This window comes from Flavitalea flava (assembly GCF_054461575.1).
Map to the genome: position 1 here is coordinate 1 of NZ_JBTLQH010000007.1, position 26,219 is coordinate 26,219.

Below are 26,219 nucleotides of genomic sequence, written 5' to 3' on the forward strand. Positions count from 1 at the left end.
CCAATATCCGAAGGATAATTATTAGAAATTTGTTGGCTCCGGGTACTTTTAATTTAACCTGGGCCAACAAATTGGAACATAGTTCCAATATCCGAAGGATAATTATTAGAAATTTGTTGGCTCCGGGTACTTTTAATTTAACCTGGGCCAACAAATTGGAAGGGCCTATTTGCAAAAAGTTTCCGAAATTCGTTTTCTACACCGCAACTATTCATTATGTCGAACAGAAAAAATCTATACCTGGCTGGCGTACTCTTTTCCTGGGTATGTTTATCTATCTCTTTGCCTCTCAGAGCGCAAGAGCAGGCTATCGTGCAGGAAGGAGAATGGGGTGTATCGGCAGGGGCCTCCCATTATTTTGGGGATTTGAACCCCAGCGCCAAATTTAACAGGCCAAACATGGCTTTGGGAGCCTTCTTCCGAAAACAATTCGGTAATTATGTGGCTTTACGGGTATCCGGACATTATACTTTTCTGGCTTATTCGGACAGGTACAATACGCAAAATCAATTTGATCTCCGGAGAAACCTGAGTTTTAATACCAATATCTGGGAATTGGCGGCCCAGGGAGATTTTAACTTTTTTAAGTTTGTTCCGGGCAGTGAATATAACCGGTTCACTCCTTATATTACCTTTGGTCTGGGAGTATTCAACTATGATCCATATGCTTATTACCAGGGGCAAAAAGTGTATCTGCGTTCACTGGGTACGGAAGGACAGGGTTCTGCCCTCTACCCTACCAGAAAGCCCTATGGATCCATGGCCGTCTGTTTTCCTTTTGGAGTAGGTGTAAAATACAGCCTCAACCGTCAAATGAACCTGGGTTTTGAAGTAGTATACCGGTTTACCACCACGGATTATATCGATGATGTCAGTACAACCTATGCGCCTGACGCTCAACCACATACATTGCCCAATGGGGCTCCGACCACCTGGTTTGCCCTGCAGGACCGTTCCTCCGAAACAGGAACTTCTATCGGGATAAAAGGGCGTCAACGGGGATATGCCAATCAAAAGGACGGTTATGTAATGGCTGAATTTTCGCTTTCTTTTAATCTTACTTCGTATAAATGTCCTTCCGCAAATTAGGGAGGAGTGTATAAGGCCGACTCCAAATGCTATATTTCTCACAAAACTGCATGGTATGCTTCAAATTAGAAGCATCGTCATGGCGGCAAGCTCCGAAATTTCTTTATCTTCGTGCCCCCAACCGGGGTATGCCCGGTTGTGAAAAGGCCTACCGGCTTAAATTCACTGACATTAGCCATTTGCCGGAAATGAGCTAAATTCCGGGGAGCATATCTCCGGCAAATTCAAAAAGCCTTCTATGGAGTCTGAAAAGGGGAAAATTGACCCTCAAAAGCTGCCCCGTCATATAGCCATTATTATGGACGGAAATGGTCGTTGGGCCCAGGAAAAAGGCCAGGACCGTCTTTACGGACATTTCCATGGAGTGGAAAGTGTACGGAATATTGTGGAAGGCTGTGCAGAATTGGGAGTTGGTTACCTGACTTTGTATGCTTTTTCAACGGAAAACTGGGATCGTCCGGCCTATGAGGTGACGGGCCTGATGGAACTTTTGGTGGAGACCATCCGTAAAGAAGTAGAAACACTGAATAAGAATAATATTCGTCTTCATGTGATCGGCGACATGACCATGTTGCCGGATTATGCCCGCAATGAGCTGAATGAAGCCCTGGAAATCACGAGCGTCAACAAAGGGATGCATCTGATCATGGCCCTCAGCTACAGCAGCCGGTGGGAAATGGCCGAAGCGATAAAAAGTCTGGCGCTGGACGTCCAGGCAGGAAAACTGGATCCTGCGGTCATTACCCAGGATACTTTGCAACAATATTTGTCTACCAGGGACTTTCCTGATCCGGAACTGATGATCCGGACCAGCGGAGAATACCGGATCAGTAATTTTCTTCTATATCAACTTGCTTATGCCGAATTGTACTTTACGAATGTCCGTTGGCCTGATTTCCGTAAGGAGAATCTTTATGAAGCCATCCTTGATTTTCAGGGAAGAGAACGGCGTTTTGGAAAGACCAGTGCCCAGGTTCGGCAGGAATTGACTACCCCCGCCTCCACTTTTTAACAAAGACTTTTAATAAATCCCCTTAATTTGCCGTTTTAAAAACCGACTGGATGCAACGAAGATCATTGATTGGTGTTTTTTTACTGACCACTTACTGCTTACTTAACTTAACCGCTGCAAAGGCCCAGGTTGCCGATACTACCCATCCAGGCGTGTCTGTAGACCCAGATTTAATAGCACTTTCCAACCCCAAAAATCCCCCTAAAGAATACGTAATAGCAGGAATTAAGATAACAGGAACCAAATATCTCGACGAGGCCCTCCTTACTTCTATATCAGGTTTGACGGTTGGCGATAAGGTTATTATTCCCGGAGGTGACAATTTCAGCAAGGCGATTAATAATTTATGGAAACAAAATTTATTTTCCAATATCGCAGTCTATTTTACTAAACTGGCCGGAAACAGCGTATATGTGGAGATAAATGTGACAGAAAGGCCTCGTTTGTCAACCTTTTATTTTAAGGGCGTAAAAAAAGGGGATGCCGATGACCTGGCCACAAAATCAGGGTTGATTAAAGGCCGTGTTGTGACCGAGAACATGAAAAGGTCGGCTATTCAGGCCATAAAGAAATTTTATGCCGGAAAAGGTTATCAGGATGCCCAGGTGACCACCGTGGAAATAAAGGATCCTTCAGTGGCCAATTCCGAAATACTCACTTTTAACATCACAAAGGGACCAAAAGTTCGTATCAACCAGATCAATTTTTTTGGCAATGAGGCTATTACGGAAGCAAAACTTAAAAAACAGTTTAAAGACACGAAGGAACTAAGTCGTCTTACCTTATATCCCCCTGACAACAAATCTCCGTATGGAGAGCATATTCCCCTGTCTTTTAAAGACTATATCAATAACTGGGGATTTTTGTCCTTTACAGGAACCAAGGAATTCCTGGACCCCTATTTCCGTTTTAAATTATTCAGCTCAGCTAAGTTCGATGCCTCCAAATTCGAAGGAGACAAACAAAAGATAGTTGGCTACTATAATGCCAATGGTTACCGGGATGCGGCTATCCTTAAAGATACTGAATCGGTCAACAAAAAGGGCCAGATGACCATTGACATTAAAGTGGATGAAGGACATAAATACTATTTCGGGAATATCTCCTGGAAGGGAAATACCAAATACTCAGACTCCATCCTCACCCTGATCATGGGAATTCATAAGGGGGATATCTATAACCTGGATATCCTCAACAAAAAGCTGGGCAAACAAATGTCCCAGGAAGGGGGCGATATCAGCGGCTTGTATATGGATGATGGATATCTTTTCTTCCGTGTCGATCCGGTAGAAACCTCCGTATATAATGATACTATCGATTTTGAGATCCGTATGACCGAAGGCCCGCAGGCGACCATTAAGAACGTGACGATTTCGGGTAATGAAAAAACAAAGGAATATGTGATCCGGAGGGAATTGTTTACCGTGCCGGGTGAAAAATTCAGCCGCTCGGAACTTATCCGTTCACAAAGACAGATCGCCAACCTTGGGTTTTTCAACCAGGAAAAGATCAATCCCGGAGTTAACCCTAATCAGGAAGACGGTACAGTGGATATAAACTGGGGAGTGGAGGAGAAATCTGCGGATCAGCTGGAACTATCTGCCGGATGGGGCGGAGGGATCGGCCTGACCGGTACCGTAGGGGTGACCTTCAATAACTTTTCTATTAAAAATATATTCAGCAAAAAGGCATGGGATCCTTTACCGAGCGGCGATGGGCAAAAACTTAGTCTGAGGATCCAATCCAATGGTAAAGCCTACCAATCCTATAATTTCTCCTTTACAGAACCCTGGCTTGGAGGAAAGAAAAGAAATTCCTTAACAGTCAGTCTTTACCGGAGCGTTTTCCGGACCGGGGGATATAACTACCGTTCGAACACCTATGCCTTTAGCGATACCAACTCGTTGAAAAACTTTGGGGTAACCGTTGCTCTCGGCAAACAATTGAAATGGCCGGATGACTTCTTTACGCTCACTTATTCGTTGAACTATACGCAGTATGATCTGACGAATTACCCATTGTTTACTAATGCGTTCAGGAATGGTTTTTCCACCAACTTCAGTTTCAAACTGGCCTTGAGCAGATACAGCCTTGATCAGCCGATCTATCCAAGGTCCGGATCCAGCATGTTGCTGAGCGTCCAGGTTACGCCTCCTTATTCGCTGATCGACAAGAATATTACGCAGGAGGATAGTTATAAACTACCGGAATATCATAAATGGCGGTTCACCAGTGATTGGTATCTGCCGATAGGCAACGCTATGGGAGCAGATAAAAGCAGGCAGTTCGTACTGAAAGCTTCTGCGAAATTCGGATTTATGGGAAGATTCAACTCAAATCTGGGCTATTCTCCTTTCGAAAGATTCCAGGTGGGGGATGCCGGTTTAACCAACAACTTTGGCTTACTGGGTTACGATATCATCTCCCAGAGGGGATATCCTGTGTATGAAAACTCCGATCCGAAGGTGAACCCTGATCAGCAACAGGCCAGCCAGTTCTTTACGATGTTCAATAAATATACCCTGGAATTACGTTATCCGTTCACTACCAATCCCAGCAGTACTATTTACGGGCTGACCTTTTTTGAGGCCGCCAACGGATGGTACGATTATCAGTCTTATAATCCTTTCCGTCTGCGCCGGAGCGTTGGAGTGGGCATGCGTTTTTTCCTGCCTATGTTCGGTCTGCTAGGGTTTGATTACGGTATAGGCCTTGATCGTATCCAGAATGGCTCTATAAAAGGAGCTACCCGGTTTACATTTATGTTGGGATATGAACCGGAATAATTCTTAATTTTCAATCTCTAAATACCTGAGATCTATGAAGAAAATACTATTTGTCGTAAGTTTCCTGCTGGCCATCGGTATAGCTGGTCATGCCCAACGTTATGCTATTGTCGATACCAAATACATACTGGATAAGCTTCCAGAATATAAGGATGCACAGAAGAGACTTGATCAGATCAGTATGCAATGGCAAAAAGAGATCGATGATAAGCAGGATGTCCTGAATAAAATGTATAAAGACTACGATGCAGAACAAGTTATGCTCAGTGATACCCTGAAAAAGAAAAGGGAAGATCAATTGTTCAATAAAGAAAAAGAGGTCAGGGATCTGCAACGCAAACGCTTTGGTTTTGAAGGCGACCTGTTCAAAAAACGGCAGGAACTGGTAAAACCAATACAGGACAAGGTATACAACGCCATCCAGCAGATCGCCGTTAACAGAATGTATGATTTTATTTTGGATAAAAGTGAAGGAATTACCGTTATATTTGCCGACCCTAAACTGGATAAAAGCGAAGATATCCTGAAGGCATTGGGGATAAAATAAGACAAAACGAAACGTATTACATAAAAAAACAATTCGATTCCTGGCCAAAGGCTGATAGTTAAAGAAGATTACGATAAGCTGGCGGTACGGAAAAACAACTGGTCAAAACAACAAAAAACAATAAAGAACATGAAACAACTTTTAAATGTTTCATGAAGTCACAAAAAAACAAACATGAAACAAATGAAAAAGATTGTTACCATCGTAGCAGTGGCCATGGGTCTGATTTTAGCGGGAAATTCGACACAGGCACAAACAAAAATTGGTTTTGTCAGCCTGGAAGAACTGATCAGGTCAATGCCTGAATTAAAGAAAGTCGACACGGCTCTGAATGATTATCAGACGGCATTGGGTCAGAATTATGAAGATATGAAAAGGGAATATCTGGAACAGGACAGCATGCTGACTTCCAAGGATACCGTAAAATATACGAAGGCTCAATTGGAGTTGAAAAGAAAGAATGTTGGCGAGATCTATATCAAATTACAGCAATGGCAACAGCAGGCGCAGCAAATGTACCAGCAGAAACAACAAGAGCTGATCACTCCTCTTCAGAAGAAGGCTCTTGAGACCATTCAGGCCGTTGCTAAGGAAAACGGATTTACTTATGTTCTGAGTAAGGAAGCGTTATTGGTTTCTCCACCGGCAGAAGATTTGCTGCCGTTAGTTAAAAAGAAGCTGGGTATCAAGTAAGAGATTCTTAATTTTTTTCGATACGGGTTCATTGTACAAAAACAATAAAGTAGACGCCAGGTGGTTCAGCCTGGCGTTTTTTATTTTTTTAGCAGGTTTTTCTTTAAAAGTAACCTGCCAAAAAAATAGTTAATGATTGGCCGCTAATGATTGGAACTTTGCTGGCAGACCTGTGGTCTGCCCCGATTTGAAGTGGTAGTATTTTAATTCTGTAAATTTGTGGTATGTCATCCCAACCAATTGGTGTTTTTGATTCGGGTTATGGGGGTTTGACCGTTCTGAAAGAATTGGTTGCCCGGTTACCTCAGTATGATTATACCTATCTGGGTGATAATGCCAGAGCACCCTATGGCTCACGATCTTTTGAAACAGTTTATCACTATACGCTGGAATGCGTAAAATGGCTATTCAACCAGGGATGCCCTTTGGTAATCCTGGCTTGTAATACTGCCTCCGCAAAGGCGCTACGCACGATCCAGCAGAATGATCTGCCGAAGATTGCTCCGGACAGAAGGGTATTGGGGGTTATCCGGCCCACTACCGAAGTGATTGGTAACTTTACCAGGTCTGGCCGGGTCGGCATATTGGCTACCAGGGGTACGGTCCAGTCCGGTTCCTACCCGATCGAGATCGCAAAATTCTTTCCGGGTCTGGACGTATATCAGCAAGCCTGCCCGCTCTGGGTACCCCTTATTGAGAACAATGAACACGACAAACCCGGAGCCGATTATTTTGTAAAAGAATACATCGATCAATTACAGGCTCAGTCTCCGGATATTGATACGATATTACTGGCCTGTACCCACTATCCCCTACTTCGCAGTAAGATCGTGCCCTTTCTTCCATCCGGAAGCAGGATCATTTCTCAGGGGGAAATTGTAGCCGCCAGTTTATCCGATTACCTCGGAAGGCATCCTGAAATGGAAAGTCTTTGCAGTAAAAATGGAAGGCGCCTTTTTTTTACAACGGATTCCGCGGAGGACTTTGACAATCATGCACGCGGGTTTTTCGGTAGTGCCTTGACATCCAGGCATATAGAATTATCTTGCTAAATAAAATCCCTTTATCCGGTTAATTCTTCCGGAATTTAGATTTCTGTTGAGCAGAATGAATTTTTTCCCCATTTTTTCCCTAATTTTGCCGTCCCTTTCACCGGCGACGGGTATGGTGACCCGTAGTCATGATCGATTGAATTTCCGGTAACGTAAAAAAAAGAAATTAAATGAAACGTACATTTCAACCACATAGACGTCGCCGCAAGAGCGTTCACGGTTTCCGTCAGCGTATGCAGACCGCCAATGGCCGTAAAGTATTGGCAAGTCGTCGTAAAAAGGGTCGTAAGAAACTCACAGTTTCTGACGAATCAAAACTGAAATAAGCCACCCCCCAGAGCTTCGCTCGTAAACTTCGTAAAGCTTCTATGGTCGCTTTACTCGTTTACCCAAAAGGGAAGTAAGGTAAGACCCTGGAGGGCGCATGGGAATAAGGTATTATAGCTTCGGGTTTACCCGAAGCTTTTGTTTTTATAATGACCTTTCCTGTGCTTACTGCTTGGGTGGTTGCCACAAGTCTCCTATGTTTGTAAGGCAAAGAGAATATTAAAAATAGAATATCGCCCATTCATTTAAATTAGGAAAGGCCGACAGGCTTAAAAGCAGGAAGGTCATTGACCGGATCTTCCGGAAAGGAAAGAGTTTTGCCCTTTTCCCTTTCAGGGTCTATTATGCCCCGCTGGAAGCCGCAACGAAGCCACATACCGATTCCGATCTTTCTTTGGCTCCTGGCCAGGTTTGCCACGGCTCCAACTCTGCTGGTTCTGGTTCTGGTCCTGGTTCCAGCTCTGGCCAAAGGCTTAAAGCTGGTTTTGGCGCAAGCAGCCGTAATTTTAAACGAGCTGTAGACCGTAACAGGATCAAAAGATTGACCAGAGAGGCTTATCGTTTGCAGAAACAGGATTTGCTGGAGTTTTTGGAAATAAACGGACTGGCTCTGGCTATTTTTATCATTTATACGGGGAAAGAGGTGCCGGACTACCAGACTGTACGGGAAAAAATTGGGGTAGCTTTGCAAAAACTGGTAAAGCAATTAGGTACATGAAGACCTTTTTACGCATATTGAGCCTTCCCCTGATAGCACTCATCAAACTCTATCAATGGATAATTTCTCCACTTATAGGGCCAAATTGCCGCTTTACTCCAAGTTGCTCCCATTATGCCCTCGAAGCCTTAAAAAAACACGGAATTTTTAAAGGAACCTGGTTGGCGGTTAAACGGATCAGTCGCTGTCATCCCTGGGGTGGTCACGGAATAGACCCTGTTCCCTGATAAAGTCGTGAGCGATCTCCTGATAATCCCTATACTACTTCTTTTTAGGGGAGGGGCTGGTGGTTTCCTCATCAGGACCCGTCATTCCCTTCAATTTGAAAATGATCTCCCTGATCTCTTTAATATTATAAAATTTATAAATCTCGGGAACTGATCCGGCATCGAAAGCTCCCGGAATTGTCGTGAAGGGACCAAATACCTTAGCCTTGGTTTCGGAAGTGATCTTGTCTATCTTTCCCGGAGTGATGAAATAATTTTTGTTTTCAGCGCTGACGTTCTCCCCGGTGACCAATTTTTGCAAACTGTCTAACTTTTGTTTCAAGGCATCCTGAGTAATCCTGGAAGCTGCATCATCGGCACCAACATGCTGGTAACTTCCTATGACCGTATCAGGTTTCAGATTTGCTATAAAAAGACCGTCGTCTGCGGCTACCAGGGTATATTTTCCTGAAGGGGATAGGATATTAAGGGTTACCGGATCTGCCCCTGTAAAATCCAGCTCTTGTTCGTGGTGAGTTGTTCCTTCGGTTACCGTGATATTTTTCTTGCTGTCATCCACTTCTATTTTGCTGCTGGCGTATACTATTATTTTCTTGGAATGGCTCTTACAGGCGGCCATAGAAACTACAAACACAAGTAAGGACATAGAGGTAGAAAGTCTTTGCATAGTTCAGTTTTTAAAAACACAATCCTAAAAAAAGGCAATCCCGGGCCGACAATAGAGCCGTCCGGGATTGCAAGTAACATAAAATTTCTGAAAGTATTCTATTTGGCAGCGGCAGCGTAACGCTCGGCAACTTTGCTCCAATTCACTACATTCCAGAAAGCGCCAAGATATTCTGCACGGCGATTCTGATATTTCAGATAGTAGGCATGCTCCCAGACATCAACGCCAAGGAGAGGGGCGCCTTTAACTTCGGCTACATCCATCAGTGGATTATCCTGGTTAGGGGTAGAGCTAATCTCCAGCTTGCCGTCTTTAACGATCAGCCAGGCCCAGCCACTTCCAAAACGGCTAACACCGGCGGCATTGAATTTTTCTTTAAATGCGTCGAAACTTCCAAAGCTGGTATGGATGTCATCAGCCAGTTTACCTGAAGGCGCTCCTCCGGCATTGGGGGCCAGACTCTCCCAAAAAAAACTGTGATTCCAATGCCCTCCGCCATTATTGCGGACTACCGGGCTGATGCTGCCTGCTTTCTCAACCAGCTCTTCCAGGGATTTTCCTTCGTTTGGAGTTCCGGCGATCGCCTTATTTAAATTGTCTATATAAGCCTGATGGTGTTTGCCATGGTGTATTTGCATGGTCGTCGTGTCAATATGCGGTTCCAGAGCATCGAATGCATAAGGCAACGCAGGTAATGTAAATGCCATAAATGATGTTTTTTAATATTGATAAAAAAATGCTAACGGTAGCGATTGCAGGGGTTACAAATTTAAGCTTCCCCGCTTAATCCGTCAAAACAAACAAACAAAGGACTTTTTTTGTTGCACACAAAGTAAGAACGGATTAACGTCTGGCCTTAAAGAATTCCTTCATCAGCCGGGCGCAGTCTTCCTGTAATACTCCTTTTACCAGTTCTGTTTTGGGATGAAAGGGCCAGGAGGAAATCTCGGATTGTATGGATTGCCTCAGTCCGTCACCCGTCAGGGCTCCGGGTTGCCCGTATGGAAGGACTCCTCTTCGGTAACCGTTCTTTTCATCTTCCGCTCCAAAGATCACCCGGCTTATCTTGCTCCAATACAGCGCGCCTGCACACATCAGGCAGGGTTCTATGGTGATATAGATCGATGCTTCGGGAAGGTACTTGCTGCCCAGGTGATTAAAGGCAGAGGTAAGCGCTATGATCTCAGCATGGGCGGTACAATCCGTGAGACGCTCGGTCTGATTATACCCCCGGGCAATGATCTTACCGCCCATGACAATGACGGCCCCGATAGGAACCTCGTCCTCTTCAAAAGCTTTTTGGGCTTCTCTGAGGGCCTGCTGCATATAGTATTCATCGTTCATAACGGGAGCGAAGGTAAATCAAAAGCGTAAACGACACCCGGGATCAATATGCGCAATCTTCCAATTGGGTTTTGGAGAAAACCGCACCCTGGCGTTCTGCCGTAAATCCGGCATAACGCTCCTGAACCTGCACTAAGATCGCTTCTATTTCTTCTACCGTCTTTTTTTGCACCAGTTGATTGCGGAACTCTTTGATATGCGGGAATCCTTTTAGATAATTAGTATAATGGGAACGCATCTCGAGAATACCAACCACCGGCCCTTTCCATTGAACGGAACGGATGAGGTGATCTCTTATGGCCCCGATACGTTGTTCAATGGTGGGAGGAGCAAGATGCTCCCCGGTTTGAATATAATGTTTGATCTCGTTGAATATCCAGGGATATCCAATGGCGGCCCGCCCGATCATGATACCGTCCACGCCATACCGTTCTTTGTATTCTTTTGCTTTTTCCGGCGAGTCGATATCTCCGTTGCCGAAGATCGGAATGCGGATCCTTGGGTTTTCTTTCACTTTGGCGATCAGGCTCCAGTCGGCCTCCCCCTTATATAACTGAGCCCTGGTACGGCCATGGATGGAAAGAGCTTTTATGCCTACATCCTGCAAACGTTCCGCAACTTCCTCAATATTTTTGCTGGCATCATCCCATCCCAATCTCGTTTTGACGGTAACCGGCAGGCGGGTGCCTTTTACTACAGCCTCGGTCAGGCGAACCATCCCGGCAACGTCCTTTAACACGGCAGCACCAGCTCCCTTGCAAACGACTTTTTTTACCGGGCATCCGAAGTTTATATCTACCAGATCGGGTTGTACCGTATCCACGATACGGGCACTTAAAGCCATTGCCTCTTCGTCCCCTCCGAAGATCTGGATCCCAAAGGGGCGCTCATATTCCACAAAATCCAATTTTTGCCTGCTTTTGATAGCGTCCCTGATTAACCCTTCACTTGAAATGAATTCGCTGTACATCAGGTCAGCTCCGTTTTGTTTGCACACATACCGGAACGGAGGGTCGCTTACATCCTCCATGGGAGCCAGGAGCAGCGGAAAGTCAGGAAGTTGTATATTGCCGATGTTTATCACTGAATTGGCAAAATTACGGCAAAATGCCGGGCTGACAAAGGACTGAAGGAAAAGGGCGATGTAAGAAATATTGATTATCAGTGTTTTAGATTATCGGCTTTTATTAAAAACTATTTATAAACAGAAAAACCGACCGGCTTAGTGCAGGACTAATTATATGAACCGACATCTTAAGATTTCTTCACCCTGGTCGCAGCTGGGCGTTTTTATGCTTTTACTGGCCGGTTGTTTGATTATTACCTCCTCTATAAACCAGGAAATTGGCAGTGCTGCTGGAGTTGTTACGGAGAGAGGAGAATTAATGGATCTCAACAGCCCGGTAAAAGTAGCGGTGGCAAAACTATTGCAAGCCATGGCTACCATTTTCATTTTTGGAACTCCGGCAATTTTACTGGGCAGGCTTACCTACCCTTCTGCGCCATTTTCCTTCCTTGGTTTACGCAGGCCGGAAAAATACATTTTTTTCGTACTGGCCACTGCGATTCTTTTGTTTTCCTTCCTGCCCGAAGGGTGGTTCGGACAATTGAACCAGACCATCAGGCTTCCGGCAAGGATGATTCAATGGGAAAAAGATGCCTCCAAACAAATGAGTGTTTTGCTGAAAGTGAATTCTATATGGGACATTCTAATAAATCTGATACTAATTGCCCTGCTGCCGGCTATTTTTGAAGAGCTATGTTTCCGGGGGGCCTTGCAGCGGATCCTGATCCAGATCTTTAAAAGTCCTTGGGCAGGGATCATTTTTACGGCCATTCTTTTTTCAGCGTTCCATATGCAGTTTCAGGGCTTCCTGCCCAGGATGTTCCTTGGTATATTACTGGGCGCCATCTATTGGTATAGCGGTAGTCTTTGGGTATCCATATTGGCTCATTTCCTCACCAACGGTATCCAGGTAGTTGCCGTTTCCTTTTATCCCAAAATGATCGACGAAAATCCTTCTGTTCCAGTAACAGGAGCCTTGATAAGTTTGTTAATAATCGTAGGTTTGTTAATGGTGATGCGCAGACAATCAACGGTTACCTATGCGGGAGTTTATGAAGAAGACCCCATTCAATCTTAAATAATGGCCCTTAATCTTTCTACATTAAAAACAAGGACGCTAACGGCTGCAGTATTTGTAGTCGTTATGATGACCGGATTGCTGTATAATGCCTGGAGCTTTTTTGTTTTATTTTCCATTATCCACTTTGGCTGCTGGTATGAATACCAGAAGATCATTACCCTGATCGATTCCAATTACAGCAAGATCTCCCGGTTTCATAAATACGGGGTAATGATCGCCGGCTGGTGCCTGATGTTATACATGACCAATAAAGAAGGCTTCAGGATCGGTGGGATATCCCTACATTCCGTGGGATGGTGGGCCGGGCTGGCTTTTTTATTTGTATTGCCCGTCGGGGAGATTCTCCTTTCCCGTCAACTAAACGGTAAGAATATTCTTTATTCGGTATATGGTCTGCTTTATATTTCGTTAAGTTTTGGATTGCTCATGCACCTGAGAAGCGTGTTCCAGGGCAGTCCTGGTTTTTGGGCTGAAAAAGCGCCTGTGTTGATGATCATCGGATCAATATGGATCAATGATACGATGGCCTATATTGTCGGTTCACTGATCGGCAAGACCCCCCTTTCCAAAATCTCTCCCAAAAAAACATGGGAAGGTACTGTCGGAGGGATTATTTTGGCGGTGGCCGTGATGGGAATTGCTGGTTATTTTGCCAATCAATCCATCGAATGGGAAATTTTTTCGCCGACGCAATGGATGATCATTGCCGCTGTTGCGGCAGTGGCTGGAACTTTCGGCGACCTGTTGGAAAGCAAATTAAAACGAATGGCAGGTGTCAAGGACAGCGGTCACCTGATGCCGGGACATGGAGGCTTTCTGGATCGTTTTGATTCTTTATTGGTGGCGACCCCGTTCGTCTGGCTTTACATCATATGGGTCGTAGGTTAAGGTTTTAAATAGTATTTTTGACTTTCAATTATTTGTAATGACAATTCACAAAGAAGGGTATAAATCCATAGCAATTGGTACGCTGGCTTTTGCAGCCGTAAATCTGCTGTCTTTTTATTTTATAAGCTTTCATCTGCCATGGCTGAGCTGGGTGATTTTTGTGGCCACCCTGGGGTTGTTATTATTCCTCATTTCCTTTTTCCGCGTACCCAACCGTATCTTAACAGAAGGCGAAAATCTGATCGTATGTCCGGCTGACGGCAAGGTGGTCGTTATCGAGGAGATCTTCGATGAAGAATATTTCAAAGACAAACGCCTCCAGATATCCGTTTTTATGAGCCCCGCCAATGTGCATCAGAACCGTAATCCGGTAAGCGGCGAGGTAGTATACAACCAGTATCATAAGGGAAAATACTTAGTCGCGTGGAATCCCAAATCGTCTACGGAGAATGAACGGCACAGCGTCGTTATCCGCAACAAAAAGGGCGAGATATTGGTGAAGCAGATCGCAGGAGCCCTTGCCAAACGTATCGTGAATTACCTTTCCGTCGGGCAAAAAGTAGAACAGCCGGCTGAAATGGGCTTTATTAAATTCGGATCAAGGGTGGATGTTCTGCTGCCCGTGGGCACCCAGGTGAATGTACAATTAAACCAGGTGGTCCAGGGTGGTGTTACGGTACTGGCAAAATGGTAGCCCCCCAACCCCCTAAAGGGGAGTATATCAAATGGCTTTATTAAGAAGAAGCAATTAATATTCCTGTATAAACTAAAATTTATTTCGTTAACTTTAGACTGCATCGAATGTAATTCCGAATGCAATAATAAATCCTGCTGACATGAAAAAAATAATGATACTCGCCACAGCTGCTTTCCTGATAACCGGTGTTAGTTTTGCCGGAAACGGCGGCGATAAAGGGAAATCAAAAGATAAAGGGAAGAAATCCCAAACCTGCACTAAAGGCTGTCCCGGAAAAGAATGCGGGAAAAAGAAAGGGTAGGAACCTAAAAGATCCCTTCCAGTTCCTTTAAGGAATATACGGTATAAGTTGGTTTTATGGTCGGATTCAGGTTAAGATGATTGACATAAACCTGATCGATCCCGGCATTCATAGCCCCCTGTATATCTACCTCAAGACTATCTCCGAGCATAATACTTTCGTTTTTCTCTGCACCGGTTCGCTGGAATGCATATTCAAAGATCTCTTTATGGGGTTTAAGGCTGTTCGAGCCTTCAGAGGTGATCACTTCTGTAAAGAAACCGGCTATTCCGGCATGTTCCAGTTTACTGTGCTGGGTCTTTTCAAATCCATTGGTGATCAGATGAAGGATATATCCCTTATTATTCAGGTATTGTAATATTTCAAAGGCATAAGGAAATAACAATTTCCGGGTTGGCAATGCATCCAGAAAAAGAGTCCCCATATTCCTGGCCAGCGGTTCATCCCCGATCTTAAAATCAAGCAGGGTAAACCACATCCGTTTCCAACGTAACTCATCTACTTTTATCTGGCCATTCCGGTAGCGTTCCCAGAGTTTGTCATTGTGAAGAATATAGGTTTTATGAAAAAGATCAAAATCGTGTATCCCTTTCTCCTGCAAATGGAGGGAATGATATAATTCTTCCAGTGTTTGACGGCTATTCGCATCAAAATCCCATAGGGTATGATCCAGGTCGAAAAAAAGGTGTTTATACCCCCTAACCCCCTGAAGGGGGGATGTTGATTTATTAAGCATTGGTAATGTTTCAACATGTAAATTGCAAAGGAATTTTTGAATAAAATAATCTGAAATCTAAACTCCCCCTTTAGGGGGATGGGGGGTATTATGAATACAATCATCACCGGCGCATCTAAAGGATTGGGAAGAGCGATTGCCGAAAAATTTGCTGCGGGAGGGTATAATCTGGTACTGTGTTCCCGCAATGAAGTTGTGCTTAACCAGGCGGTAGAGGAGTTAAAGGCAAAATATCCCGGGATCGGAGTTCACGCAAAGGCGTTTGACCTGGGAGATAAAGAACAGGCCAGGCTATTTGGCCGGTGGATCCTGGATCTGCGCATTTCGATTGATGTATTGGTAAATAACGCCGGCCAGTTTATCCCCGGCAGTATTAATAATGAACAGGATGGGGCATTGGAAACGATGATAGGGGTAAATCTGTACAGCGCCTACTATCTGACCCGGGCGCTCCTGCCGAAAATGATGGAGGAGAAAAGAGGCCATATCTTCAATATGTGTTCGATCGCTTCGCTTCAGGCCTATTCGAATGGCGGTGCCTACAGTGTCAGCAAATTTGCCCTGGCGGGTTTTTCAAAAAATCTCAGGGAGGAAATGAAACCCTTTGGAATAAAAGTAACGGGGGTTTATCCCGGAGCTGCTTATACCGATTCCTGGGCGGGAAGCGGTATAGATCCATTGCGGATCATGGAGGCAGGGGATATTGCCCAAATGGTCTGGGCGGCCAGCCAATTGTCGCCCCAGGCAACTGTCGAAGAGATCCTGCTTCGCCCCCAATTAGGTGATTTATAGGGTATAAGAGGCCTTTCCGTTTATTGGGGGAACACGGTTCCCCCGCCCGAAGGGCCAGACATAAGAAAAATCGTGGGTCGCGGGCACTTTTGCTTAAAGCCCGCGGCCCGAATCAAAAAGAGGCCTTTCCGTTTATTGGGGGAACACGGTTCCCCCGCCCGAAGGGCCAGACATAAGAAAAATCGTGGGTCGCGGGCACTTTTGCTTAAAGCCCGCGGCCCGAATCAAAAAGAGGTCTTTCCGTTTATTGGGGGAACACGGTTCCCCCGCCCGAAGGGCCAGACATAAGAAAAATCGTGGGTCGCGGGCACTTTTGCTTAAAGCCCGCGGCCCGAATCAAAAAGAGGTCTTTCCGTTTATTGGGGGAACACGGTTCCCCCGCCCGAAGGGCCAGACATAAGAAAAATCGTGGGTCGCGGGCACTTTTGCTTAAAGCCCGCGGCCCACGATTTAACTGAGTTTTAACCGTGAGGGGGGCTTGCCTCCAACGGATCAAATTTTATATTTGTAGACTGAGGTAAAGCTTTGCGCAGAATGAATCCCATTAAATCCATAAAATTTCCGGCTATCGTTACATTTTTACGTATTCCGTTTCTTATTCTGATCATCTTGGTTCCTGGCTTTTTTGCAGCCGGGCAGGTGAAATTTACGACTGTGACCAGCAGCCAGGAGATTGGAAGGGGGGAGTATCTTCAGGTTGAATTTGTGGTGGAAAATGCCAAACAGATCGAACAGCTCAACCCGCCGGATTTTCCGGGATTCCAGGTTGCCCAGGGACCTATTCAGTCAAGCGGAATGAGTATTGTGAATGGAAATATGTCCCAGTATAAAGCCCTTTCTTTTGTATTACAGCCGGTAAAAACCGGAAAATTCACCATTCAGGGAGCTTCTGCAGTTGTGGATGGCAAACGCATGACCTCCAATACGGTCACGGTCATTGTCACCGCGGGTACCTCCGGGTCAGGAAATAGCAGTAATAACAGCAATCCCAATAACAACAGCCGTAGTAATCCATTTCTTCAACCGGCCTGGCCTGATCCCAGAACCGCCGATCCCAATGATGTCGAAAAAGAATATATTCTGAGACCGGGTGAAAACGCAAAAGAAAAAATCCGGAAAAATTTATTCGTGCGCGTTCAGGTTGACAAAAACACCTGTTTTGTGGGGGAGCCGATAGTGGCTACGTATAAATTATATTCCCGGCTAAGTTCAGAGTCAAGGGTAACCAAACGCCCTTCCCTGAATGGATTTAGCGTTTATGATATGGTAGACCCGAACTCGGAAGCCGTATCGGTGGAAAAGATGAATGGGAAGGCATTCGTGGTTCATATTATACGTAAAACACAACTGATACCCTTACAGGCTGGCACAATCGATCTGGATCCGGTGGAAGTAGAAAATACTGTTCATTTTGTCAAGAGAGAGGAAGGAAGCAGAGGAGAAGGAAGAAGCAGCGGTAACTCGCTAAGAGATCTGTTCGACCAGCTGACGGATGATAATACGATGGGGCCGGAAGTGCAAGAAAATGTGACCGTAGGGACCAAGCCCCTGACCATTACCGTAAAAGAATTGCCGGAAGACAACAAACCCGCCGATTACAATGGAGCGGTGGGCAGTTTTACCATAACTGCTTCGCTGACAAACCGGAATATGACGGCCCAGGATGACGCAACCTTACAACTGGTCGTAAATGGCAAGGGTAACCTGCCGGTGATTAATGCGCCTCAGGTGACGTGGCCATCGGGCATAGAGGCTTTCGAACCTACCGCCAAAGAAGATGTCAATAAAACGACGGTTCCCATGAGCGGGTCAAAAACCTTCGCGTATGTTTTCACTGCGCGTACCCCTGGTCATTATACGATTCCCTCCGTGAATTTTTCTTTTTTCGATCCGGTTACGCATACCTATAAAAAAGCAAGTACGGCGCCATTGGATCTTCAGGTAAGCCCATCAGTGAAGAAGCAGGGAGCGACAACCGGCAGCACTACCACCTCTCCTGCTTCACCCCAATCCGTGAACGGAGGAGCTAAAAAGTTTATACAGGATCATCTGGAATGGTTATTTGCCGTACTGATCCTATCCGGTCTTGCGGTCTACCTATGGCGGCAAAATATGCGTCTCAAAGCCGCAGAATTTCTGCAAAAACAAGGTGATGTGAATAACCAGGAATTGAGTAATCCGGGAAGGGATAGCCAGGAAAAGATCGGTGAAGACAATAAAGATGGGAGCAAAAAAAATAAAGACCATAACGATTCGGACTATAACCGGCAAAACGATGGTCTGGAGGAAAGTGAAAAGAAAACAGAAGGTCAAATGTTACCGGGTAACGGAAAAAAAGAAAGCGATGATCCTATAGCAGATCAATCCTTTAAACACGCCAGACCGATGCCTCCTATTCTTCCTCCCCGGATGACCACAATGACGGTCAATCCACTTCTGGATGCCAAACAATTATTTGAGCAAGGTGATTATAAAGGTTTTTACAGGGAGGTCAACAGAGCGGTCTGGAAGGCCATCACCCAGAAAACAGATCTGCCTGCCAGTGAATTGAATAAATACAATATTGCCAGGCAACTGGAGGCCAGGGGATGGGATCGTGCGACCATTCTTTCCCTTGAATCCATCCTGAATGAATGCGAAATGAATTTGTATACTCCGGCCTACGATACTTACAATATGCAACAATTGCTTCGGCAAACGGAATCCCTGTTCGAAAAACTGGTGTAAAGGCAGCTACTCTGTATGTCAGCTACTAAGGTATTTACTCGGTATACTTGTAGCCGACACCTCTTACCGAGTGAAAGTATTTGGGATTACGGCTGTCTTCTTCAAAATACTTCCGGAAGCTAAGGACGAAATTGTCGATGGTCCGGGTTGTCGGATAGACGTTATATCCCCAAACGGCCTGTAAAATCTTCTCCCTGGTCACCACTTCGTTCCGGTTCTCGATAAGCAATTTCAGCAGCATAGCTTCTTTTTTGCTTAATTGGATGCGTTCCCCTTTTTTGGTGATGGCTTCCTGGGCTTTAAAATCGATCGTGTTTTTCCCAAAAGAATAAGTATCCCCGGAGAAGTCCTTCTCCTGCATTTTTTTATTCTTTTCGATCAGTTTTTGAATCCGGAGCAACAGCTCTTCCAGATTGAAGGGTTTGGTAAGATAGTCGTCAGCTCCTTTTTTTAGTCCCAGAACCCGGTCAGCACTGGTATTCTTCGCGCTCAGGATCAGGATCGGTACATCATTATTTTGAACCCGGATGGTTTCGGTCACACTGATCCCATCCATCCCGGGTAACATAACGTCCAGGATGATCAGATTAAAATATTCAGACTGGATAGCTTTCAGAGCTTGCATACCATCATATGCCGACGTGATCTCATAACCTTCCAGCTCGAGATTCAACTTGAGGGCTTCGTGCAGATTTTCTTCATCTTCGACCAGCAGGATGGAAATTTTTGTATTCATGGCTTTCGCTCGTTTACGGCCAGGACGCCAAGGGCGTCTTTTTAAAAAATCACTGTAAAAATACTTCCAACCGGTGAATTGTCAGATACTTTAATGGAAGCATTATGATCATCGGCAATTTTCCTGCATAAATAGAGTCCCAAGCCTGTTCCTTGTGTAGTTCTGGTCTGTTCATTACCGGTCCGGTAAAACTTATTGAATATTTTTTTCTTTTCGGCATCGGTGATTCCGGGTCCTTCATCCTTAACCAGGAAAACGGGCCGTTTCCCTTCTTTTTTCAGGATAATTGACAGGCCGCCTTCTTTGGGGGAGTATTTGACAGCATTTTCGAGGAGGTTACTGACCAGTAATTGTAATAATAAAGGATCTCCATTTATGTTCAGTTCGGGAGTTACGGCTACCTGCCATTCCCGTTCCGGGAAACGACGTCTGAAATCATTAACAACTCCGGTGACCAGCGTAGAAAAATCAAGCACTTCCTTTACCTGGATATAACCTCCTCCTTCCAATTGGGAAGAGATGAGGATATTATTGGCTAAGGTATCCAGCCGGCTTAATTCCTGCAAGGTCACCTGGATGATCCTTTGCTGTTTCTGTTCATCAAGCTTGTGTTTTTGTAGGGTTTCCAGGTTTAATTTGGAAATGGCGATCGGGGTTTTAAGTTCGTGAGTTACAGCCATCATAAAATTTTGCTGCTGAAGCTGGAGCCGGATCTGTCTTCTGACCTCGCGATAAACGAATAGGGCTCCTACCAGGATCAACAAAAGAAAGGTGCTGCCCTCGCCTACATTCCGGGCCGTCTTCAACTGTTGTTCGGCGAGTATAGCAGTAAGTCTGGTTTCATATTTGGGATCGTCCTGTTTGAGGGACTGCATTTTGTAATTAGCCATTTTCTGGCTTTCGGATTGCAGGGCGATAAACCACCAGCCCAGTCCCACAATGATATAGGCCAGCAAGATCCAATAGACCAGTGTGGCGATGGCCAGTCGTTTCTTTTTGAACATGGTCATTTTTGATTTCTCCGGATCCCCCGACTTCTAATTTACTTTCTCTACCCGGACGCCTACATTCAGTATATGTTTCAGGGGGTCTTCGCGCATTATTTGTTCGATCATAAAGGAATACGTTCCGGGTTTTTTAAATCTGGTCTCCGGCTGGATCAGGATCCGGTGCTCAAAGATATCGTCCATTCCGCTGGCGAGCCAGCCTTTCTCATTGGTGGCGAGCGTTAAATCATACCGCTGGCTTTTAGGAATGGTGTCTCCCGGTTCAAGTACTGTCCCTTTAACCCAAAGATTATTGTAATTATACGCATCGGCATGCCTTAATACCAGGTAAACATTGTAACGAACGGAGGTGTCCTGCTCCTTTATGGTAAAGTCGATCTTTGGCTTGAAACTGCTTTGCCATTCCCTGCCGGGAATAATGACATCTTTTTCAAAAACGTCTGTGGGAAGATTACACGCTCCGAGCTGCAGGCAAAAGGCGGTAAGCAGAAAACCAAGCTTTTTCAATAGATTGTTTTTTGCAAAAATAGGGTTCATACTTGTCTTATCATAATACATTCAATACTTGTTCTTTCGCTTTTTCCAGCTCATCTTTCATCAGGACCACGCATTTTTGGATGGTGGAATCATAGGCTTTGGATCCGGTCGTGTTGATCTCCCTTCCGATCTCCTGTAATATAAAAGAGAGTTTTTTTCCTTTGCCTTCTTCGGGCTCCTGAATAATGGCTTTAAAATAATCGCAGTGATTTTTCAGACGAACCTGTTCTTCGCTGATGTCTATCTTTTCTATATAATAGATCAACTCCTGCTCCAGGCGGTTGGCATCATAATTTTCTTTGCCTACCTGATCTTCCAATAGTTTTTTGAGACCATCCTTGATCTTTACCTGGCGCAGCGGTTCCAGCTTTATCACTTCATCCTGCTGCCGGAGGATATTATCGATCCGCAGGTTAAGGTCTCCTTCCAGGGACGCTCCTTCATTCAGACGATGAGCATTCAGATCGTCAATAGCCATAAGGATGACCTTTTCGAATTGTTGCCATTCCTCGTCGGTCAGGGTATCGCTGGTGGGGGTGATCACCTCGGGCAACTTTACCAGGGTACTTAAAATATTGGAAGGATCCAGGTTCAGTTCTGCCGACAGTTCCGCTAAAGCCTTATGGTAGGCCTTGGCCAGATCCGTATTGATGCTGACGGGTTTCGCATTTCCTGTTTGTTTCAGGCTGATCGTGCAATCCAGGGAGCCGCGCCCCAGTTTTTCGGAAAGTAATTTCCGGATGGGGAACTCGAATGGTTTCAGAAAGCCGGGTAATTTCAGTTGCAGTTCGAATTGTTTGCCATTTAAGGATTTGATGTCAACCTGGAAAGTCTTATCTCCTACCGCTTGTTCAGCACGTCCGAAACCAGTCATGGATTTGAGCATATTATCAATGTTTTATGATGGAAAGGTAAGCAATTAGTTTGTGGATTGAGGTTACTGTAGCCCCTGAAAGATGTCTTCTTTCCTTATTTCTCTCATTTCCCCAGGTTGTATTCCTTCCAGTGTAATTTTTTCGATGCGGTAACGGATAAGGCGCAAAGTGGGGAATCCGGATTTCGCGGTCATTTTCCGTATCTGGCGGTTTTTCCCTTCCGTCAGCACCATTTTTATCCAACTGGTAGGAATTTGAGCACGGAACCTGACCGGGGGATTTCTTTCCGGAACCTGAGGCGGCCTGGAAAATCGTTCCACTTTTCCAGGTTTGGTCCTGTATGTTTTGCCATCGACGGTAATGCTTACTCCCGACTGTAGCAGGTCGATAGCAGGTATATCAATCTCACCTTCCACCTGAACCCAATACTCCCGCTCATGTGCAAAACCAGGATTCAATAAACGATGATTAAGCTGTTTATCATTGGTGAGAATCAATAGGCCTTCACTGTCGAAATCCAGGCGGCCAACGGGATACAGGTCACGGGGAATTGTAAAGAAATCTTTTAATGTTTGTTTTCCTTCCTCCGGAGAGAATTGCGAAAGTACCTGAAATGGTTTGTTGATGATGTAGTATTGATGCACGATCGATCAATTGAAAAGTTATCGTTTGGGAATGAAAAATTGCTTATCAGGTTCGGTCAGGGGCAACAAAAAACCCGGCTAGTAACACCGGGCTTTCAATATATGGATGGGTTAGTAAGTACCGGGAAAACAATTTCCCTCCACAATATTAAAAATAATTTTCTCTAACTAAAAAAATTTTCCAAGAAATTTTATTCACATTTTTTTTTACCCTGTGGAAAAGAGAGTCGATGGGCTACCTTTGCGCAAACTTTTTTATTATGAAATTTCCTTCCCCCGTACCTATTCAATGGATGGCGGATTTCCTGGGTGCCGAACTCATAGGTGATAAAAGTGGCCATGCCGGCGGAATTAATGAGATACACAAAGTAGAGCAGGGCGATCTGGTGTTTGTCGATCACCCCAAATATTATGCAACCTGTATTCAATCAGCAGCCACCTTCATCATTATAAATAAGGCGGTGGATATTCCACCAGGTAAAGCGTTACTGGTGGTAGATCAGCCGTTTGAAGCCTATTTGAAAATCGTCCTTCATTTCAGACCCTTCGAGCCGGCCTTAAAAATGATCAGTGATTCGGCGGTCCTTGGGAAAAACACGTATATCTACCCAAACGCGTTCATCGGACATCACGTGGAAATCGGAGATAATTGCGTGATTCACCCCAATGTCACTATTCTCGATCATTGCATTATCGGAAATAATGTGATCATTCAGGCCGGCACTGTTATCGGATCGGATGCTTTTTACTATAATACCAGGAAGGACCGGGAAGTCTGGTATAAGAAAATGGAAAGTTGCGGACGCGTGGTAATTGAGGATAATGTTGAAATTGGAGCCGGCTGCACCATTGACAGAGGGGTGAGTCATGATACCCGGATAGGCCAGGGCACAAAAATGGATAACCTTATACATATCGGACACGATACAATAACGGGGAAGAATTGCCTGTTTGCCGGTCAGGTGGGAATTGCCGGGGCAGTAGAAATTGGAAATGGAGTGATCCTTTGGGGGCAGGCGGGCATCAGTAAGACGCTTTCCATAGGAGACAATGCAGTTGTCTATGCACAGAGCGGCGTTGGTTCTTCCCTGGATGCCGGAAAGGCTTACTTTGGATCTCCGGCAGAAGATGCGTCCCTTAAAAAAAGGGAACTGGTCTGGATCAAACGTATTCCGGAATTATGGAAAAAAGTAATGAGCTGACCACGGGTCAGCTCCCCGAAGGGGCATCATCAGACCCGAATGTCGAACGGTTCATCCGTTTCGGCATTCGCTCTTTAAAGGACAGGCATTCGCCTGTACCTCGGACAGGCATTCGCCTGTACCTCGGACAGGCATTCGCCTGTACCTCCTCTAATCAATCTGGAATATAATCATAAGGCAGCACCTCAGCAATTTTCTTCCATGACCAATACCCGATATTCGTTACATCCGACTGTTCATAGAAATACCCATTCTCTTCGATCACGATCCCATTGCTGATATCGATAGCTGAGATCTGGACCTTGGTTCCGGAAGGAAATTTATGTTCTTCCAGGTATTTCCTGGCGGGCACCTGGTTGGTATAACTAACCCTTAGTCTTCCGTTCATCGTTATTTCCACATCCCCGCTGTCCAAAGCATAGAGTTTGCTGTTATAGGGATCTTTCAGGGGTGAGAGTTTATCCTTGTCCCCGCCGCTATCCGCCGCTTCCAAAATAAATCCTTCTTCTTTCAGGGTACTATCGTACCAGCTTCGGATAAAATGGAGGCGGGAGCCGGAATAGGAATAAAGCCGGTTTCGTTTCCAGGTATCCTGCTGTTCGGAAGTCCCCTGTAATTCCTCGAATAATGGATAACCGGTATAACTACTCACTCCTGTCCCATATTCATAAACAAAAGAGTCCAGTTGGTATTTTATTTTATAACCCAGGGCATTATTGGTAATGATCAGCCCTTCGGCCGCTTTTACTTTAAGTTTATTCCTTTTTTTATAGAAATAGAATTTGACGGCATCTTTGTTTTCCAGTACGCAGCTCCCGGCATTAGGAGTGGTTCCGATAAAATTATCCAGGAAAAATTGTCCGTATTTACTCCATCCATCGGCAACTTCCGCACTTCCTGCCACCACCACCTCGCCCAGGCTTTTATCCTGCTCGCTCATTTCAATGGTCAGGGAATCATTTCCTGTAGTTCCTTTGCCGATGCGGATCAATTTGGTTTCGTAACCCGTATAGGAAACGACCAGGTCATAACCTCCATTTGCCAGCCGGAGAGAAAATTTACCATTGTTATCCGATACAGTCCCTGCTGTTGTATTCTGGCAGAATACGGACGCTCCTGCCAACGCTTGTTTCGTTTTTGCGTCGGTGACCTGGCCGGAAACGACAAAATATTTCTCCTGGGATAAAACCGGCAAGAAGAAAAAAAGGGTAATGAAAGGAAGTAAAAATGCTTTTGCCAGGTATGGCGTCATCCGGAAGGGTCGTTTCATGGATATGCTTTTGGATGGTTAAGTTATGAACGTAAAACAAGAACCTGAAGTATTCCGGCGGATATTTTACCGGTTAAAAAGATTGAAGCTGTTCCAGGTAAGCCCTACAGGCATTCCGGATGGCTTGTGGCAGCGGTGTGAAGGTAAATCCCGGAATTTGTCCGAGGATTTTTCTATTATCGAAGAAGATGCTTCTTTGTGCCATACGCGAGGTTTCGCGGGTTAACAAAGGGGGTTTACCCGAAAACAAGGCTTTTACCTTCTCGGCACGCCAGGCTATTTCGGCTAAAAAAGGAGTGGCTTCACGGGCAGGTTGATTTTTTCCGAAACTGGTCGCCATGTCATTGAACAATTGCCGGAAGGTCCAGTTATCTCCGTTCAGGATAAAACGCTCTCCGGTAATATCCTTTTCCAGCAGTAAGGTAATTACCCTGGCTACATCCTCTACAGCTATGAAACCATTTCTTCCGGTTGTATACCAGGGAAATTCCCTGAACACATTTTTGAAAAGGGCACAACTCGAGCTATTCCAATCTCCATAACCCAATATCGTGCTGGGGTTTACGATCACGGCCGGTAATCCCTCCCCAATCCCCCGCCAAACTTCTATTTCCCCATGGAACTTACTGATGGCATAATTCGTGTTCCTTTTATGGTCTTCCCATTTTTTTTCTTCGGTTACCTGCTCTCCGTCTGATAATCTTCCCAAAGCCGCGACCGAGCTTACATGAATAAAGCGTTTAATATCTTGTGCCAATGCCATATTTACGACATTGGCGGTTCCTTCAATATTGGTTTGGAACATTTCCCGGCGATCGCGTTTATGAAAGGATACCATGGCCGCCGAATGTATTACGGTATCCATTCCTTCCATGGCTTCCTCCAGGCTAACAACATCCAATATGTCACCGGTGAACCATTCAACCTGTTCAAATACAGGGGCGGGAATATAAAAAGGAAGTTTAGGAGTACGACGGATGGCCCGGACCCGATATCCTTTTTCTACAAGCTCTTTAATGATATATGCGCCGAGAAAACCAGTGCCTCCCGTTACGAGGACAAATTCACCCCCCGACCCCCTAAAGGGGGAGTTGGGTAAGTCGCTGCTATTACTATCAGATTTGGGTATACTCATTATTATTTTACTGTCTCATTTATATTCATCTAACACCCTTAAATGTCTTTTTATTATTCCCCC

The 26,219-nt window shown here is 45.1% G+C and carries 29 protein-coding genes; 17 read left to right on the top strand and 12 right to left on the bottom strand.

Features of this window, described 5'->3' with window-relative positions; translation table 11 throughout:
- Nucleotides 1–216: 216 nt before the first annotated feature.
- The 9 genes from porG (at nt 217) to yidD (ending at nt 8,451) form a co-directional block, all read left to right on the top strand.
- Nucleotides 217–1,089 (top strand): type IX secretion system protein PorG, encoded by an 873-nt coding sequence (gene porG, locus ACX0G9_RS08755; protein ID WP_459064507.1) that lies wholly within the window; start codon nt 217–219, stop codon nt 1,087–1,089.
- Nucleotides 1,090–1,327: 238 nt separating this feature from the next.
- The gene (locus ACX0G9_RS08760) at nt 1,328–2,101 is read left to right on the top strand and encodes an isoprenyl transferase (RefSeq protein ID WP_459064508.1); all 774 of its coding nucleotides are present in this window, start codon (nt 1,328–1,330) and stop codon (nt 2,099–2,101) included.
- Nucleotides 2,102–2,151: 50 nt separating this feature from the next.
- Nucleotides 2,152–4,887, top strand: a complete 2,736-nt coding sequence (locus tag ACX0G9_RS08765) for a BamA/OMP85 family outer membrane protein (RefSeq protein WP_459064509.1) — start codon at nt 2,152–2,154, stop codon at nt 4,885–4,887.
- A 34-nt stretch (nt 4,888–4,921) separates the two neighbouring features.
- The gene (locus tag ACX0G9_RS08770) at nt 4,922–5,434 is read left to right on the top strand and encodes an OmpH/Skp family outer membrane protein (RefSeq protein ID WP_459064510.1); all 513 of its coding nucleotides are present in this window, start codon (nt 4,922–4,924) and stop codon (nt 5,432–5,434) included.
- Nucleotides 5,435–5,608: 174 nt separating this feature from the next.
- Nucleotides 5,609–6,127: an OmpH/Skp family outer membrane protein gene (locus ACX0G9_RS08775; RefSeq protein WP_459064511.1), complete on the top strand. Its 519-nt coding sequence runs from the start codon at nt 5,609–5,611 to the stop codon at nt 6,125–6,127.
- A gap of 224 nt (nt 6,128–6,351) precedes the next feature.
- The gene (gene murI / locus ACX0G9_RS08780) at nt 6,352–7,179 is read left to right on the top strand and encodes a glutamate racemase (RefSeq protein WP_459064512.1); all 828 of its coding nucleotides are present in this window, start codon (nt 6,352–6,354) and stop codon (nt 7,177–7,179) included.
- 170 nt (nt 7,180–7,349) lie between these two features.
- Nucleotides 7,350–7,505, top strand: a complete 156-nt coding sequence (gene rpmH / locus ACX0G9_RS08785) for a 50S ribosomal protein L34 (protein ID WP_459064513.1) — start codon at nt 7,350–7,352, stop codon at nt 7,503–7,505.
- A gap of 296 nt (nt 7,506–7,801) precedes the next feature.
- Nucleotides 7,802–8,224, top strand: coding sequence for a ribonuclease P protein component (locus tag ACX0G9_RS08790; RefSeq protein ID WP_459064718.1), 423 nt, complete (start codon nt 7,802–7,804; stop codon nt 8,222–8,224).
- Entirely contained in the window at nt 8,221–8,451 is a 231-nt protein-coding gene (yidD, locus tag ACX0G9_RS08795; RefSeq protein ID WP_459064514.1) for a membrane protein insertion efficiency factor YidD, read from the top strand. The genes ACX0G9_RS08790 and yidD overlap by 4 nt, the downstream gene beginning before the upstream one ends.
- A gap of 34 nt (nt 8,452–8,485) precedes the next feature.
- On the opposite strand, the gene ACX0G9_RS08800 is transcribed toward yidD, so the two are convergent.
- From ACX0G9_RS08800 to dusB, 4 genes are all read right to left on the bottom strand, one after another.
- Entirely contained in the window at nt 8,486–9,118 is a 633-nt protein-coding gene (locus ACX0G9_RS08800) for a hypothetical protein (protein WP_459064515.1), read from the bottom strand.
- A gap of 98 nt (nt 9,119–9,216) precedes the next feature.
- Complete coding sequence (locus ACX0G9_RS08805) at nt 9,217–9,825, bottom strand: superoxide dismutase (protein ID WP_459064516.1); 609 nt, start codon at nt 9,823–9,825, stop codon at nt 9,217–9,219.
- Nucleotides 9,826–9,961: 136 nt separating this feature from the next.
- Entirely contained in the window at nt 9,962–10,462 is a 501-nt protein-coding gene (locus ACX0G9_RS08810) for a nucleoside deaminase (RefSeq protein ID WP_459064517.1), read from the bottom strand.
- Nucleotides 10,463–10,505: 43 nt separating this feature from the next.
- Nucleotides 10,506–11,546, bottom strand: coding sequence for a tRNA dihydrouridine synthase DusB (dusB, locus tag ACX0G9_RS08815; RefSeq protein ID WP_459064518.1), 1,041 nt, complete (start codon nt 11,544–11,546; stop codon nt 10,506–10,508).
- 157 nt (nt 11,547–11,703) lie between these two features.
- Between dusB and ACX0G9_RS08820 the strand changes: the two genes are divergently transcribed.
- From ACX0G9_RS08820 to ACX0G9_RS08835, 4 genes are all read left to right on the top strand, one after another.
- On the top strand, nt 11,704–12,606 hold the full coding sequence (locus ACX0G9_RS08820) for a CPBP family intramembrane glutamic endopeptidase (RefSeq protein WP_459064519.1): 903 nt from the start codon (nt 11,704–11,706) through the stop codon (nt 12,604–12,606).
- Nucleotides 12,607–12,609: 3 nt separating this feature from the next.
- Nucleotides 12,610–13,497: a phosphatidate cytidylyltransferase gene (locus ACX0G9_RS08825; protein ID WP_459064520.1), complete on the top strand. Its 888-nt coding sequence runs from the start codon at nt 12,610–12,612 to the stop codon at nt 13,495–13,497.
- Nucleotides 13,498–13,534: 37 nt separating this feature from the next.
- Entirely contained in the window at nt 13,535–14,191 is a 657-nt protein-coding gene (locus ACX0G9_RS08830) for a phosphatidylserine decarboxylase family protein (RefSeq protein ID WP_459064521.1), read from the top strand.
- 142 nt (nt 14,192–14,333) lie between these two features.
- Nucleotides 14,334–14,495, top strand: coding sequence for a hypothetical protein (locus tag ACX0G9_RS08835; RefSeq protein ID WP_459064522.1), 162 nt, complete (start codon nt 14,334–14,336; stop codon nt 14,493–14,495).
- 4 nt (nt 14,496–14,499) lie between these two features.
- Here ACX0G9_RS08835 and ACX0G9_RS08840 read toward each other — a convergent pair whose 3' ends face one another.
- Nucleotides 14,500–15,231, bottom strand: coding sequence for a YjjG family noncanonical pyrimidine nucleotidase (locus ACX0G9_RS08840; protein WP_459064523.1), 732 nt, complete (start codon nt 15,229–15,231; stop codon nt 14,500–14,502).
- 90 nt (nt 15,232–15,321) lie between these two features.
- Here ACX0G9_RS08840 and ACX0G9_RS08845 point away from each other — a divergent pair, with 90 nt between their 5' ends.
- Complete coding sequence (locus ACX0G9_RS08845) at nt 15,322–16,023, top strand: SDR family oxidoreductase (protein WP_459064524.1); 702 nt, start codon at nt 15,322–15,324, stop codon at nt 16,021–16,023.
- Nucleotides 16,024–16,557: 534 nt separating this feature from the next.
- Nucleotides 16,558–18,750, top strand: coding sequence for a BatD family protein (locus tag ACX0G9_RS08850; RefSeq protein ID WP_459064525.1), 2,193 nt, complete (start codon nt 16,558–16,560; stop codon nt 18,748–18,750).
- Nucleotides 18,751–18,784: 34 nt separating this feature from the next.
- Here the strand turns inward: ACX0G9_RS08850 and ACX0G9_RS08855 are convergent, their stop codons facing one another.
- The 5 genes from ACX0G9_RS08855 to ACX0G9_RS08875 are packed head-to-tail and all read right to left on the bottom strand — an operon-like array spanning nt 18,785 to nt 22,549.
- Nucleotides 18,785–19,486, bottom strand: coding sequence for a response regulator transcription factor (locus ACX0G9_RS08855; RefSeq protein ID WP_459064526.1), 702 nt, complete (start codon nt 19,484–19,486; stop codon nt 18,785–18,787).
- A gap of 41 nt (nt 19,487–19,527) precedes the next feature.
- A complete protein-coding gene (locus ACX0G9_RS08860; RefSeq protein ID WP_459064527.1) occupies nt 19,528–20,490 on the bottom strand; it encodes a sensor histidine kinase in 963 nt (320 codons plus the stop codon).
- 33 nt (nt 20,491–20,523) lie between these two features.
- Nucleotides 20,524–21,030: a gliding motility lipoprotein GldH gene (locus ACX0G9_RS08865; RefSeq protein WP_459064528.1), complete on the bottom strand. Its 507-nt coding sequence runs from the start codon at nt 21,028–21,030 to the stop codon at nt 20,524–20,526.
- A 10-nt stretch (nt 21,031–21,040) separates the two neighbouring features.
- The gene (locus tag ACX0G9_RS08870; protein WP_459064529.1) at nt 21,041–21,916 is read right to left on the bottom strand and encodes a YicC/YloC family endoribonuclease; all 876 of its coding nucleotides are present in this window, start codon (nt 21,914–21,916) and stop codon (nt 21,041–21,043) included.
- Nucleotides 21,917–21,967: 51 nt separating this feature from the next.
- A complete protein-coding gene (locus ACX0G9_RS08875) occupies nt 21,968–22,549 on the bottom strand; it encodes a pseudouridine synthase (RefSeq protein WP_459064530.1) in 582 nt (193 codons plus the stop codon).
- Nucleotides 22,550–22,809: 260 nt separating this feature from the next.
- Between ACX0G9_RS08875 and ACX0G9_RS08880 the strand changes: the two genes are divergently transcribed.
- A complete protein-coding gene (locus ACX0G9_RS08880; protein ID WP_459064531.1) occupies nt 22,810–23,751 on the top strand; it encodes a UDP-3-O-(3-hydroxymyristoyl)glucosamine N-acyltransferase in 942 nt (313 codons plus the stop codon).
- Entirely contained in the window at nt 23,730–23,921 is a 192-nt protein-coding gene (locus ACX0G9_RS08885) for a hypothetical protein (protein WP_459064532.1), read from the top strand. Before ACX0G9_RS08880 ends, ACX0G9_RS08885 begins: the two co-directional genes overlap by 22 nt.
- Here the strand turns inward: ACX0G9_RS08885 and ACX0G9_RS08890 are convergent.
- Both ACX0G9_RS08890 and ACX0G9_RS08895 read right to left on the bottom strand, forming a co-directional pair.
- Nucleotides 23,906–25,021 carry a carboxypeptidase-like regulatory domain-containing protein gene (locus ACX0G9_RS08890; RefSeq protein WP_459064533.1) on the bottom strand — a complete coding sequence of 372 codons (1,116 nt, stop codon included), beginning with the start codon at nt 25,019–25,021 and terminating at the stop codon, nt 23,906–23,908. The two genes, ACX0G9_RS08885 and ACX0G9_RS08890, sit on opposite strands and share 16 nt — an antisense overlap.
- A 73-nt stretch (nt 25,022–25,094) precedes the next feature.
- Nucleotides 25,095–26,156 carry an SDR family NAD(P)-dependent oxidoreductase gene (locus ACX0G9_RS08895; protein ID WP_459064534.1) on the bottom strand — a complete coding sequence of 354 codons (1,062 nt, stop codon included), beginning with the start codon at nt 26,154–26,156 and terminating at the stop codon, nt 25,095–25,097.
- Nucleotides 26,157–26,219: the final 63 nt, after the last annotated feature.